Origin of the sequence: Anabaena catenula FACHB-362, from assembly GCF_014698735.1 — a bacterium.
Lineage (GTDB): Bacteria > Cyanobacteriota > Cyanobacteriia > Cyanobacteriales > Nostocaceae > Anabaena > Anabaena variabilis_A.
In genome coordinates this window covers 1-13,311 of sequence record NZ_JACJTQ010000077.1, presented here as the reverse complement: position 1 = coordinate 13,311, position 13,311 = coordinate 1, and the positions used below count along the sequence as shown (strand labels likewise).

The 13,311-nt window shown below is 38.8% G+C and carries 12 protein-coding genes and 1 tRNA gene; 6 read left to right on the top strand and 7 right to left on the bottom strand.

Annotated features, from left to right (window positions below; genetic code table 11):
- The first annotated feature begins 300 nt into the window (after positions 1 to 300).
- Positions 301 to 1,839, top strand: coding sequence for a thymidylate synthase (locus tag H6G68_RS25810; protein ID WP_190909197.1), 1,539 nt, complete (start codon positions 301 to 303; stop codon positions 1,837 to 1,839).
- Between the two features lie 72 nt (positions 1,840 to 1,911).
- Here the strand turns inward: H6G68_RS25810 and H6G68_RS25805 are convergent, their stop codons facing one another.
- From H6G68_RS25805 to H6G68_RS25785, 5 genes are all read right to left on the bottom strand, one after another.
- A complete protein-coding gene (locus H6G68_RS25805) occupies positions 1,912 to 2,304 on the bottom strand; it encodes a hypothetical protein (protein WP_190909196.1) in 393 nt (130 codons plus the stop codon).
- Positions 2,297 to 2,644 (bottom strand): hypothetical protein, encoded by a 348-nt coding sequence (locus H6G68_RS25800; RefSeq protein WP_190909195.1) that lies wholly within the window; start codon positions 2,642 to 2,644, stop codon positions 2,297 to 2,299. Before H6G68_RS25800 ends, H6G68_RS25805 begins: the two co-directional genes overlap by 8 nt.
- A 242-nt stretch (positions 2,645 to 2,886) precedes the next feature.
- Positions 2,887 to 3,591 (bottom strand): dCTP deaminase, encoded by a 705-nt coding sequence (locus H6G68_RS25795; RefSeq protein WP_190909194.1) that lies wholly within the window; start codon positions 3,589 to 3,591, stop codon positions 2,887 to 2,889.
- 59 nt (positions 3,592 to 3,650) lie between these two features.
- On the bottom strand, positions 3,651 to 4,202 hold the full coding sequence (dcd, locus tag H6G68_RS25790; protein WP_199332725.1) for a dCTP deaminase: 552 nt from the start codon (positions 4,200 to 4,202) through the stop codon (positions 3,651 to 3,653).
- Positions 4,203 to 4,480: 278 nt separating this feature from the next.
- Positions 4,481 to 4,553, bottom strand: a tRNA-Arg gene (locus H6G68_RS25785).
- Positions 4,554 to 4,906: 353 nt separating this feature from the next.
- Between H6G68_RS25785 and H6G68_RS25780 the strand changes: the two genes are divergently transcribed.
- The 5 genes from H6G68_RS25780 to sir all read left to right on the top strand — a co-directional run bounded on the left by H6G68_RS25780 (position 4,907) and on the right by sir (position 10,891).
- Positions 4,907 to 5,566, top strand: coding sequence for an Npun_F0813 family protein (locus H6G68_RS25780; RefSeq protein WP_190909192.1), 660 nt, complete (start codon positions 4,907 to 4,909; stop codon positions 5,564 to 5,566).
- Positions 5,567 to 5,707: 141 nt separating this feature from the next.
- Positions 5,708 to 6,586: a hypothetical protein gene (locus H6G68_RS25775; protein ID WP_190909191.1), complete on the top strand. Its 879-nt coding sequence runs from the start codon at positions 5,708 to 5,710 to the stop codon at positions 6,584 to 6,586.
- A gap of 18 nt (positions 6,587 to 6,604) precedes the next feature.
- Positions 6,605 to 7,597, top strand: a complete 993-nt coding sequence (locus tag H6G68_RS25770) for a transposase (RefSeq protein WP_190909190.1) — start codon at positions 6,605 to 6,607, stop codon at positions 7,595 to 7,597.
- A gap of 478 nt (positions 7,598 to 8,075) precedes the next feature.
- The gene (locus H6G68_RS25765; RefSeq protein WP_190909189.1) at positions 8,076 to 8,612 is read left to right on the top strand and encodes a hypothetical protein; all 537 of its coding nucleotides are present in this window, start codon (positions 8,076 to 8,078) and stop codon (positions 8,610 to 8,612) included.
- A 362-nt stretch (positions 8,613 to 8,974) separates the two neighbouring features.
- Positions 8,975 to 10,891, top strand: coding sequence for a sulfite reductase, ferredoxin dependent (gene sir, locus H6G68_RS25760; RefSeq protein ID WP_190909188.1), 1,917 nt, complete (start codon positions 8,975 to 8,977; stop codon positions 10,889 to 10,891).
- Between the two features lie 143 nt (positions 10,892 to 11,034).
- Here the strand turns inward: sir and H6G68_RS25755 are convergent, their stop codons facing one another.
- On the bottom strand, positions 11,035 to 12,108 hold the full coding sequence (locus tag H6G68_RS25755) for an RNA-guided endonuclease InsQ/TnpB family protein (protein WP_339327892.1): 1,074 nt from the start codon (positions 12,106 to 12,108) through the stop codon (positions 11,035 to 11,037).
- The gene (locus tag H6G68_RS25750) at positions 12,098 to 12,715 is read right to left on the bottom strand and encodes an IS607 family transposase (protein ID WP_190909187.1); all 618 of its coding nucleotides are present in this window, start codon (positions 12,713 to 12,715) and stop codon (positions 12,098 to 12,100) included. Before H6G68_RS25750 ends, H6G68_RS25755 begins: the two co-directional genes overlap by 11 nt.
- Positions 12,716 to 13,311 lie beyond the last annotated feature (596 nt).

Genomic DNA, 13,311 nt, shown 5'->3' with positions numbered 1-13,311 from the left:
TCAGGTTGACCGTGTTAGCCTGTGGACTGGATAGTGCCGACACGAACAGGATGAAGCAGGAAGAAAAAGCTGGCTCTTGTTAGCATTAGTTAGCTTTTTTGTATCGGTAATTGAACTCGACAATTTTGGAAAGAGGGTGATTTTTTTAACGCGGAGGAACGCTGAGGGAAGCGCGGAGGAACGCTGAGGTAATGATGCGTTAAGGCATGGGTAAATCAAGTGCAGCATCACGCAGTAAAAATAAAAATTTGTGATCCTAGTGTTGATGCTAAATTATTAAAATTTGACTTTTAACAAACCATGACAGGAACGAGTCACGCAACTGAATTCCGTTACGCGGCACAGCACAAGCCCAACCAGTTGATTTACGGTTATGGGCAAACGGCAGTGATTACAGGATGGACGGTGAAGCAAGCGATCGCAAAACACCTACAACCATCAGAGTACGCTGTAATTGGGCAGTTGTATTCACCCACTAGGGGTATAAATTTACTAATTCGCAATTTGTTATTAAATCCCCATGTTCGTCATTTAGTAATTCTCAACGCTACTAAAGAAGATAAAAATGCAGGTGCTTGTCAATGCTTGCTCGACTTTTTTCACAATGGTGTTGAAGAAAATTTAAGTGACACTGGGCGTAAATCTTGGATAATTCTTTCTCCGATTCCTGGTTATATTGATATTGATATTGATATAAATGCTTTAGAAAAACTCAGACTTGCTATAGAAGTTAAAGAAGCTAAATCAATTACTGAAGCAGTTGATAAAATTAAGCATTACGCCCAAAAAGAAATAATTGATCCTTGGGGAGTTCCTTTAGAGTTTCCTATGGCTACCGTTGAACCCACCGTTTTACCAGGAACACGCTATGGACACAGAATTGAAGGTAAAACCATAGCTGAAACTTGGGTAAAAATCATTCATCGCATTAAGACAACAGGAACAATTAGACCAACTGGTTATGATGGCAAATGGCAAGAATTAATAGATTTAATGGCAGTTGTCACCGATGAACCTGATGATTTCTATTTTCCTGAACCCAATTATTTACCAATTGATAGAAGTTTTTTAGAAGAATATATTTCGCAAATTTTAGATGATGCACCGAATCGGGAAGGTGTGAAATATACTTATGGGCAACGTTTACGTTCTTGGTTTGGACGCGATCAAATTCAACAAGTTATTGATAAACTAGTCGCTGATATTGATTCAGCTAGAGCAGTAATGTCTTTATGGGATGCTAGTCATGATGCTAATGATAGTCCACCTTGCCTAAATCATATTTGGGTAAGAATAGTTGATAATGAATTATCTTTAACTGCAACTTTCCGCAGTAATGATATGTTTTCCGCATGGCCTGCAAATGCTATGGGATTACGGGAATTACAACGATATATTTGTGAAGCTATTAATCAAAAATCTAATCATGTTTTAAAAATGGGTTCATTAATTACCATTAGTCAAAGCGCCCATATTTATGATGACTGTTTTGAAAATACTGAAAATGTAATTAAATCCCAATACGCCAAAATTTGCCAGCAAAGAGATTATGCAGATCCTGCTGGTAGTTTTGTTATTTATATCCAGGATGGCATTATTATTGTGGAACATATGACTCCTGGTTCTGGAGAAGTAGTTAATTGTTATTCTGGTAAATCTGCAAGTCAACTTTCTCGGCAAATAGTAGCAGATTGTCCTGGTTTGCAAGTCGAACACGCGATTTACTTGGGTGGGGAGTTGCAAAAAGCGGAAATTGCTTTATCTAGTAAACAAGAGTTGATTTATGAGCAAGATAAACCTTTGAAAATTAAGACATCTTTATACTTATCAAATGTATAAAGTTGTTCGGTTGCAATCAATAATACTATAGCAATTGAATCGATTATAGTTATAGAATTTGATATTTAGCTTTTAAACAGACTGCAAATATTCTAACAATAACAATCTCAAGTAATCTAACATTCTAATATAATCCTTCATCTGTTCATACTTACCATTACTGTTAAAGTAAAATTTCCCAATTGCGGACACACTAAAAACTCGCATTGCTTGTAATTGAGAAATTACCTGCTCCTTATTAACTATTTGACCTGTAGCTGCAATTTGACTGGCATACCCTCTTAAATTTACTGTTAAAAGTTCAATTTCTTCTAATAGTGAAAACTCTTCATTTTCTGGTGGAAACTGAGTAGCAATTTCTTTTCTTTCGCTGCGGGTGTTTTGATATGCGTTTGTCAATTGTGACAATAATTGAGCAATATTTATCTTTGTCAACTCCTGCTCATTTAAAATTGCTTCAGTCATCGTTAACTCCATAAGTAACTATCTTTTCGCTACCATATTTGTCTGGTTTGACAATCAGATATTCATTACCTTTCCGATATACTGCTGAACTATCTCCACGATATCCAGTTTTTGGAACTCTGATAGCTCCTTTTTTATTAAAGTTATGAGCTTTGCGTAAATACTTTAAAGGTTCAATATCTTTTCTAGCTGCATGGTCTAATATACTCTGAGCAACACTGCTATAAGTAGCAGCATCCCACTCAGTCATATATTTTTCAATCTCAGCTACTTCTGTTAAAGTATACCCTTCTAATAGTTGTATTAAAAAAGGGTCTGAGATTGGTTCTTCTTCTGGCATGATTATCTAAGTATATAAAGGCAAGGCTAACACAACTCAATTGCTAACTAATGAGGTACAACTTATAATTCAGTGTATAATTAGTCAACAGTAATTTTTGATTTGGCAAAACTTATGAGTATTGTCCCATTTATATTTGGATGGTAGCAATAAAACAGTTGTAGAGAGTTTCCTGGATGCTAATGCACTATACAGACTTCTAAGCTTTGATATACTAAGAGCAGTAAAGTCATTCTTATGAATCACCTTCTCTCTATTAATCTTGCAACTATGCCTGATGTAGCTCTCTCTATACCTATTGCTATTGCTACGGTAACGCTACTTCCTGTCGTATTACCAAAATATAAATAACCTATAATACTCGGTACTCCAATGATAAGTATTGGTACTAGTGCTAATTGCAAATCTTTCCATAAAGATTCTCGATTATTCTGAGTTAATAATTTAACTAATTTTGATCCACTAGAACGTGGACTATACTTTAATGTCGGAATGGATTCATTCTTAAAAAAGACGATGGTACAAAATTTTTCTCCCTGAGTTAAAGGAATACTATTTCTCGAAACATTTTGTATCGGTATTAATAATTCACCATCTGCCCACCCTGGATCAACTTTTGTGGAAATATGGGATAATCCCTTTGCGACCTGTGATATTCTTGATAATATCAATGCTGATATTGAACCATCTTTTGGCATTTTAATTTGCTCTAAAGTAGCAATTAAAGCTGCATTTCTTGGTTTAATAATGATTTTCTCCCCTTCACTTATAGTGACGAGATTTGGTTGAGAAGCATACTTTGTATAAAAGCATCCAACTCTTAAATCGTAACCCATAGGTGTTAAACAATCCTCATCAAAATGTTGAATTAACAGTTTGTCATCAGTTAATTCAGCTTCGTTAGTACATATAATTTTTCTCAAATCAGTGTCAGTTAAGATTGACATATCATATTTCCTAGTTCACTTCCTCACAACTTGATAACTTAAGCTTCTGTCTGACCAATTTAAACCCTAGCCAGAGTTACAACACCTAACTGGTCTTGATATTTACCCTGACGCGCTTCATAATTAACTGCACAGGGCGCTCCTTCTAAAAACATCAACTGTACTATGCCTTCATTGGCATAAATACGACAGTCAGCACTAGAAGCGTTGGATAACTCCAAGGTCAAGTAACCGCGCCAAGCTGCCTCCGCAGGAGTTACATTAGCAATTATACCGCACCTTGCGTAAGTGCTTTTACCTATACAAATTACTGTAATATTCTCTGGTATTTCTAGCCTTTCAAGAGCAACCCCAAGTCCATAGGAATGTGCTGGAAGGATGAAGTAACTACCATTTTCATCTGTATGGAGTTTTGTTTGCTCCAAGTTTTCAGGATTAAAATTCTTAGGATCAACTACTGTTCCTGGAATATGCCTAAAAATACGGAAATCTTGGTGAGATAGTCTGATGTCATAACCAAAGCTACTAAGTCCGAATGAAATTATCGGTAATTCGGCAAGATGACGTATTAAACTTGGCTCAAAAGGCGAAATCATACCCTTTTGAGCCATTTCAGTAATCCAAATATCGTTTTTAATCACAAGTTCACAGGTAATTCAAATCGAATTAATAGAATATCGTAAATTGGTATCAGGCTAACAACTAGGGATCATATTTCAATACAATAATACGCTTTTATACTTATTAGGATGAAAATATCTAAAGCATACACCAAAAGAATTAGCGGACATATCCGCACTTATCTGATGTGATGCATCAAAATTAACCCTCAATTAGCAAATTCAGTATATTATTACTTATGACCTTGAGGGTTTATATTGAGTTAAAACGAGCGCGGCAGGGTTCGAACCTGCGACCGATTGCTTAGAAGGCAATTGCTCTATCCACTGAGCTACGCGCCCAAGACTGATGTCTGGCTTCTCAAAAAGTCATCATACACCATTATATCTATTCTTCCTAGTCATAAGCAAGATAAAATTGAAAATTCCAGAATATCAAGACTAAAATCCAAGTCACTAGTGAGTCGATGTACACTAAAAACGAAATAGATGGGATATTCAGATATATTGTGATGTCAAGGGGGAACTTGCCCATGAAAGCTGATGCCCTATAGGGCGTATGCTGGTAAAGCGTTTGGCAAATGCCTAATTCTCCCCCAAAATAAACTAAATAATTATACTTTTGGCAATCTTGCCCAAGTCCATGACAGATCCCTTATCAAAACAGCCCCTGTGAGGAGTTATTTGCTAGTGCCATGTTTATTCTCAAACGCCAGGATGTTGAAATATCAAGTATTCAGCACCCAACGCGGGATCAGCAGGTGCCGATCCTCCATTATCAGGGGCAAACCTTTCGCCTGATCAGTGTCTTCAAAGCTAGTCAAGAGATCGAAGCTAAAGCTTTATGGAGATCTCTCACCGACAATCGTGGCAAAGCTTGTGTGTTGCTTGAAGAACCAGAGCGCTATAGTGTCTGGGGGAAAATCCGCTTAGAACAGCTAGATAATGACACAGGTAGCCATAGCAACACGGAAATTTTGACCTTAGCTAGTATTTTATTGCTACAAGCTGTTTATCTAGACATTGAGGATTTATTAGGTAATCGGCAAGCCGGTTTATTTGAAAAAGATATAACAGGGATATTACAGCAAAAGCAATTTCCCCAAGTATCTTCCTCCGAGTCAGTTAAATCATTACTAACTGTTGAGCCTTCACAAATGACCAAATTGCCTGCTTGGCAAGAAACTCATGTGATTATTCTCCTGGAAGAACTCCATCGACTAGGAAAAACATATTTTGGTGATACTAATTTTGCCCGTCAATTAAAGGATCGGTTACAGGATATGCCAGAAGAAGAGCAATTGGTGTTTATCGGTTGGTTAAGTCAATCTCCACTAAGTAAACTTTGGCAGTAGCATGGATATTATTTGATTACGAACCGTCCATTAGCACTTGCCTTCGGTGTTAAATTGTGTAATGCCTGATAGGTCAACTCCTGACCACATAATCAATTGCGCCAAAAATACTGCTAGAGTGCATTTACCTAGTTGAGACCTATGAGTAACTCTTACAACAATTCATACCGTTCTAAGTCCATTTTTACTACTCAAAACATCATCTTGGTTAGCATGGGCTGGGCTTTACTAGCGCTGCTATTCTTTTTGTTGTTTAGTGCCAAAATCCCCGGACAAAATGGCACAGAAATTCGTGAAAATTGGTATGTAGTGGGGACAAATATTTTTGAAGCTGCCGCTTACTTGGGTGCAGGTGTTTTATGCTTAAGAAACTGGCAGAGTAGCCAAATTGTCAGTAGTCGAAAGGTATGGCTCTTAATTGGGCTAGGTATGGTTGCTTATTGCATCGGAGGAATATTTTTCGGTTATGTAGAAGTAATCTTAGGACAAGACCCGGAAGTATCTCTAGGGGATGTGTTTTTTGTACTGAGTTATCTGTTTCTGGGCATAGGTATGGCCTTAGCTTTGTTCTCCCGGCGAATTCATCTAGAAAAATGGCAGTGGCTAATTGTCGCGTCAGTTGGAGGGATAGGCAGTTTTGTCGCCTGGTGGATTTCTCAGCAAAAAAAAGCTCCCTCAGTAGAACTAGATGCAATTGTTCAGCAACTAGCCTTTGTTCTCAATTGGTTTTATGTAGTTAGTGATTTGCTGCTGTTAATTATCGCCACGATTATGCTGCTGGCTTTTTGGGGAGGAAAAGTTTCTCTCTCCTGGAGAATGATTGCAGCGGCAGCATTTTCGCTATACATTGCAGATATGTGGTTTAAATACGCCACTAATTATCTTCCCGATTACCAAAGTGGAGACATACTAGAAGTATTTTGGGTCTTTAGTGGAGTTTTATTTGGTATGGGCGCTGCTTTAGAATACGAAGCATCATTGAGCCTCAAGCGACGTACCAGTGGACGCAAACGAACTTAACAAATTTTGGTGTCTACCGTGAGAAAATTAACAGATTCCGACAAACAAGAAATTCTCAAGTTATATAGAGAGACTGCCGAAACAACCTCGACTCTGGCAGATCGCTATGGTGTCAGCAACTCAACAATTAGCCGACTGCTCAAAAGTACTTTACCAGAAGAAGAGTACGAATACCTCGTTTCTTTAAAACGTGCTGCTAGAACCCCTGAAGGCAGAGCGCAGGTAAACTATGAGCAGTTACCTCTATTGAGTCAACCACAGCTAGAAACAGAACCATTCAGCAGCCACAGCCCTAGTTTGGAGTTTCCCAAGGTTGAACCACAACAGCCAGCAATAGAAGAAGTATCTCAGTCCGATTTGGAAACTCAACCAATTCCGGCTATTAGAAGGGTGAAAACACGCTCCTCAGCGGTGGAAAAACCTAAACCAGTAGTCAAAGAAATAGAAATCGTCAGACACAAGTTGTCAGAACCCAAGCCCCTAGAAATTCCCAGTCTACCCACCAGACTAGTTCTAGACCATGAACATCCAGTAGTAACCGCCATAGATGATATCTTCGACGAGGACTTGCTAGATGAGTCTGATGATTTGGACGATTTAGATGAAGATTTGTACGACGATGAGGAGGACTTTGAGGATGAAGACTTTGAGGAAATAAAACCTTTAGTGGCCAAACGCCGACCTGGGGAAGCACCAGTTCAAGTTTTACCATTGTCGGTGGCGCATTTGCCGAAAACTTGTTACTTGGTAATTGACCGCTCGGCAGAATTAATTACCAGACCACTTAAGGATTTTGGCGACCTGGGTCCAATTCCCACCATTGAAACTCAACAAAAAACACTGCCAGTATTTGATAACCACCGAGTAGCCAAGCGCTTTTCTACCAAGCGCGATCGCGTGATTAAAGTTCCCGACAGTAGAATGCTACATAAGGCTAGTACTCATCTACAAGCCAAAGGCATCACTCGACTGTTGATTGATGGTCAGGTTTACTCTCTGTCGCTGCTTTAAGGTGTAAATCGCTCTTTGGGGAAAGTCATGGTGGTAATTGCTCTTTCCCCAAGCGCTCATTGCCCGTTAGGGACTCCCCAATAAAAAAATACCCCATTGCTTTTAGGGCAGGGGGCAGGTAATTCTTAATTATCTCCCCGTGTCACCCCATCTCCCTATCTCCGCGTCCCCGTGTCTCCTCCTCTCCGCGTCTCCCCATCTCCGCGTCTTGAGCATCAACCCCGACAATGTTTTTGTTGATGTTAGCATGATTCAATTTCAATCAAAATTTTCAAAACTTAAATTTAAAATCTGGAATTAGAGGATATCGCTGTGCAATTATAACTACGGGGGCAAAAATTTGCTGACTCACTTAATCCTCAATAGATTGCATCAATGGCAACCAGGATTTCAGCAAATATAAAAATTATCTGGAACATTTTTGTCAGATATTCGACCTGTAATTTAACAGTAAAACTTCTAAAATTTGGTGAAAATTATGAAAAGCTTACTCAAGTCTTTAGTCGCTATTTCTGCCTTATCTACCTTAGTAATTACTCCTGTATTTTTCAACGCTGGCAAAGCATCTGCCGAAACACAAAAGGGTACTGATGCTAGTTATATTGGTGCAGGTGTGGCAGCTGGTGTTACCAATGGCGGACAAAACAACGATGCCGCTACCTTGGGTGGTAATGTCACAGGCCGGGTGAAGTTGGGCAATACTCCATTCTCAGCCCGTGGTAATGTCCTCTGGAGCGATGAAACAACTGCTATCATCCCCGAAGTTTCTGTAGACGTTCCTATTGCTAATAAAACAAATGCCTTTCTTACCGGTGGTTATTCTTTTGTAGAAAAAGATGGCAAACCTACACCTTTGGGTAACAGAGATTCTGTCGTTGTAGGTGCTGGTGTGGAATCAGAAGTAGGAAAAAATTTCCTGATCTACACAAACGCCAAAGTTGGACTGGGTGCTTACCAAAATAGTGATGCTTCCGCTGTTAGCATCAATGGTGGTATCGGCTATAGCTTTAAGTAGAAAGTTACCTGGATTGCTAACTTTGTCTGAGGGAGGAAAAAAATTGGCAGATGAGACTGATACAATAAATTCAGTAAACTGGTGCAATTCCATTTAATCGCCGCTGTTGACATTAATGACCGATATATGGATATGTCAACAAGGAAAAACAAAACTATGTCGTGCTTAATTGCACCTATTTACTGCCAATGCTGGTTTTATGCAGTGTTCAATCACTGATAAAGCCAGCATTTTACCGTGTTAAGATAAAATTATTCTTCATAATTACGACCGAAATTTCGGTGTTTTAATAGCTGAACAGGTACTGTAAAATTGCTAATTCGGCTCAAACTGATGCATTATTGACAAACATAACTACTGTAATGGTTAACTCTGCTGCTTCCTCTCTCACAAACCGCAAGCCTTCCAAAGTAGAAGGTATCAAAGAAAATAGTAACTTTTTGCGTGAACCTGTAGCCACTGAGATACTTCAGGATACAACTCATTTTAGTGAAGATGCCATACAAATTCTGAAGTTTCACGGATCTTATCAACAGGATAACCGTGATAACCGTGCTAAGGGACAAGAAAAAGATTACCAAATGATGCTGAGGACAAAAAATCCGGGTGGGTTTGTACCTCCTGAGCTTTATTTGGCTTTAGATAAGTTGGCGGATGAATATGGTAATCATACGTTAAGAGCTACTACCCGCCAAGGTTTTCAGCTACATGGTATTCTGAAAAAGAATCTCAAGAATGCGATCGCTACAATTGTCAAAAATCTAGGTTCAACCTTGGGTGCTTGTGGTGACATCAACCGCAACGTCATGGCTCCCCCTGCCCCATTTAAAAATCGCCCCGAATATCAGTATGCTTGGGAATATGCCCAAAACATTGCTGATTTGCTCTCCCCCCAAACCGGGGCTTATTATGAAATTTGGCTAGATGGTGAAAAGGCCATTAGTGCAGAAGAACACCCAGATGTCAAAGCTGCTAGACATCGGAATGGTAATGGCACAATTGTTCATGACAATGAGGAACCAATCTATGGTACTCACTATATGCCCCGCAAATTTAAAGTTTGCGTCACGGTTCCGGGTGATAATTCCGTTGATTTGTATTCCCAAGATTTGACTTTGGTAGTGATTACCAATAAAAAAGGGGAACTCCAAGGTTTTAACATCCTTGCGGGTGGTGGTTTGGGAAGAACCCACAATAAAGAAGAAACCTTTGCTAGAGTAGCCGATCCTATCTGCTATGTAGGAAAAGATGATGTTTATGGTATCGTCAAAGCGATTGTTGCCACTCAAAGAGATTATGGCGATCGCACTGACCGTCGTCACGCTAGATTAAAATATTTAATCAATGACTGGGGTGTGGACAAATTCCGCACCCAAGTTGAAGAATACTTTGGTAAAGCAGTCGAACCTTTCAAAACCCTACCCAAATTCAAATATCAAGACTTTCTGGGTTGGAATGAACAAGGTGACGGTAAGCTATTTTTAGGAATTTCCATCGATAATGGTCGGGTAAAAGACGAAGGTTCCTTTCAACTCAAAACCGCTTTGCGGGAAATTGTGGAAAGATTTAACTTACCAATTCGTCTCACAGGCAACCACAACGTCATTTTTTACGACATTGCACCAGACAACAAAGAAGCAATTCAAGAAATTTTAGACATTCGTGGCGTTGTCTCTGACCCTGGTAAAATTGAACCCTTAACACGGTATGCTATGGCTTGTCCGGCCTTGCCTACCTGCGGTTTAGCCATTACCGAATCAGAAAGAGCAATTCCCGGAATTTTAGAAAGAATCCGCGCTTTATTAGATAAGCTGGGTTTACAAAAAGACCATTTTGTGGTCAGGATGACTGGTTGCCCTAACGGTTGCGCTCGTCCTTATATGGCAGAATTAGGTTTTGTGGGTAGTGCGCCGGAATCTTACCAAGTTTGGTTAGGTGGTTCACCAGATCAAACACGCTTGGCGCAACCTATCATTGAAAAGCTGCATGACAATGATATAGAAAGCTTTTTAGAGCCGATTTTTGTCTTTTTTAAGAAGTCACGGAAAGGCAAAGAGGGTTTTGGTGATTTTTGCGACAGAATCGGTTTTGATGCTATCCGCGAATTCTCAGATACCTATATACCTGGAACTCCAACCAGTAGTGGTAAATCACGTCATCGGGTCAGCTTGCGTGATGATGTTTATTTACATCTAAAAGAAACGGCTGAAAAACAAGATCGGCCTATGACTGATTTGGTACATGAGGCTTTAGATAAGTATTTCCAAGGTCTTTCTTAAGCCAAGAATTTTACCTGTGGTAAAAATCGGTTCTGCCACAGGTAAGCCAAAACACATTCAAAGGGAACTCTTCACAGGGAATAAGGAACAGGCTGAAAAGTCCTTTTGTGTCTGAGTAGCCGATACTTTTTTGCTAACTAATGCTAACAAATACATAAGTTAAGATTTTCTCTTAACCAAGGCGTATCAACCAATGCACGAAGAAAAATTCCTCGCGCACCATTCAAATCTCTATCCATCATATTATTTGTAGATAGAGATTTAATAGTTTTAGAACCACCAAGATTTTTGACTACAACACCCGTCCAACTAACTGTTTTGGAAGTATAGGCTTCATTGACATCCAACACTATCTTTTTGTATTCAAAAGCTTTATGTTTAATAAATTGCTTGAATTGATAGTGAGATAGAGTCAACATCTGCCTTACTGATTTACTCCTAATTCTTCTTTTTCCTTTTTTTGACATTTGAGATGTTTCAAAACTTGGTAAAAGAATTACATCGAAGTTATTAACCAAAAACTTAGCTGTCTTTTTATGCAACTCAGACACAAGGTTTTTTATCTTTCCCCTTAATCGAGTTGCGGCTAATTTTAATCTCTTCTTCTGTCTACATTTAGCTTGAGATATTTTGCTAATTAATTTATCCAAATCAAAACATAGTTTTTGAATTTTGATGTTAGCAGCATTACCCAACCAGCCAAATGAATCTTCAGAAAAGAAAGTCAAAAATGTTCTAATGCCTGGATCTAAAGCCACAACTCGTCCTTGGTTATCGGTATCAAGTCGTGGACTAACTTGTGGAACTGTCAAATAATAATCACCATACGCGAGGACTAAGCGACTATCGCCAAGGTCTTTTGGCAAAGATTCTTTATATTTTACCTCACCTAATATTGTGTAAAAAATTCCTTTTTCAAGAACTGCTGATTTCGGAATATAACAAGATTGAATTGGTTGTTTTCTTGATCTAAATCTACATTTACTTATCCCTCCTCCATTTTTATATTTATTTTTGGCGTTACTTACTGATTTACAAGCGTCCTTAATTGCTATTGATTTTATTTGGTAAGGAACACTTTTGCACCAGTCAGGTAAATTGTTTAATATGCCTGTTTTAATGGCTTTCCAATTGGCTTTGATTTCACCATCTTGTAATAACTTGATAGTTGTATTGTAAACAAACCTGGAAACACCAAACCATTGTTTAATTATCACTTTTTGTGCAGGTGTCAGAACTAGATAAATCTTCTTTGATTTTTTGAGAATATTTTCTGAGTCCGTGCATTCTGCATGAGAAGACGTGTTCGCGTAGCGTTCCGCAGGAAAGGATTGAGAGTAAATCTTGGGTGAGTTCGGTATTTGGGCAGTGTACAGTTGCGTCGAGAACCACGATTTGTCCACCGTTTTGTTCGACCATGTACTGTACAAGTTCAAATCCAAATCTTGCGAGTCTATCACGACAGGCAATAACAAGCGTGAACTTATCTCCTCGCAAAAGTTTGTCCAGTAGGGCTTGCAGTCCTTTTCTTTTGAAGTTAATTCCTGAGCCGATATCTTTGATAATTTCTGCGTCTGGGTAGAGGGATTGCATATAGGCGATTTGTCTGTCAAGATCATCTCGCTGTTTTGAGGAACTGACTCGGCAGTAACAAATAACGGTAGTTCGAGCTGAACTGCCATTGACGTAGGACTCGACATCGTACAATCTTTGCCCTGCTGGGTTTTTAATGCTTTTGATTTTGCCTTCATCTGCATATCTTCTCAATGTATTTGGATGCAATCCCAGGAATTCGACCGCTTTTCTGAGTGGTATATATGCCATAGACAAACTATAGCATAAGTTAGTAATAGTTAACAAATCAATAACTAGCTATCAACCCTTTCAAGGTGGGTAAAAATTTTGCTCAAAAAACTAATAGACCTCTTTACTCTGTGTCGCGCCAGTTGCTACAAATCGGGAAACCCGCCCAAAGCACTGGCTTCTCTGTGCCTCTGTGGTTAGATAAATTACTTTTAAATCGCAGAGGGATCGAGAGCGCGGAGTAAAAAAAAGATTTTTCGAGTCACCTTGAAAGGGTGATTCTTAACGCTTCATCGGGTTGTGCTACCGAAATAGTCTTACCATCTGACCATTCCTATGTTTTTGGATGCATTCTCATCCCTATCTTGCTCAGTTTTTGTGCAACGGACAACCGCTATAATTTAGATACATATATAGAAATATAGAAATCATAAATGATATTTAAAAATCCTCAGTACCATAGAGCTATGCTTACAAAACCCCTGATTTAAGTATTTATACGTATATATACTCAATCAAATATTAGTCCTACAATGTAGGTTTGTAGGAAAAAAGCCCAAATAAGAGCTTATTGATGAGAATTAGCCGTAGTTATGTGTGTAAAATGAGGGTTGTAA

What these genes read in the sequence shown, in the direction of transcription:
- H6G68_RS25810 (WP_190909197.1), top strand. Translation starts at nt 301, where the DNA reads ATGACAGGAACGAGTCACGCAACTGAATTCCGTTACGCGGCACAGCAC.
- H6G68_RS25800 (WP_190909195.1), bottom strand. Translation starts at nt 2,644, where the DNA reads ATGCCAGAAGAAGAACCAATCTCAGACCCTTTTTTAATACAACTATTA.
- dcd (WP_199332725.1), bottom strand. Translation starts at nt 4,202, where the DNA reads ATGGCTCAAAAGGGTATGATTTCGCCTTTTGAGCCAAGTTTAATACGT.
- H6G68_RS25750 (WP_190909187.1), bottom strand. Translation starts at nt 12,715, where the DNA reads ATGGCATATATACCACTCAGAAAAGCGGTCGAATTCCTGGGATTGCAT.
- H6G68_RS25775 (WP_190909191.1), top strand. Translation starts at nt 5,708, where the DNA reads ATGAGTAACTCTTACAACAATTCATACCGTTCTAAGTCCATTTTTACT.
- H6G68_RS25795 (WP_190909194.1), bottom strand. Translation starts at nt 3,591, where the DNA reads ATGTCAATCTTAACTGACACTGATTTGAGAAAAATTATATGTACTAAC.
- H6G68_RS25805 (WP_190909196.1), bottom strand. Translation starts at nt 2,304, where the DNA reads ATGACTGAAGCAATTTTAAATGAGCAGGAGTTGACAAAGATAAATATT.
- H6G68_RS25765 (WP_190909189.1), top strand. Translation starts at nt 8,076, where the DNA reads ATGAAAAGCTTACTCAAGTCTTTAGTCGCTATTTCTGCCTTATCTACC.
- H6G68_RS25780 (WP_190909192.1), top strand. Translation starts at nt 4,907, where the DNA reads ATGTTTATTCTCAAACGCCAGGATGTTGAAATATCAAGTATTCAGCAC.
- sir (WP_190909188.1), top strand. Translation starts at nt 8,975, where the DNA reads ATGGTTAACTCTGCTGCTTCCTCTCTCACAAACCGCAAGCCTTCCAAA.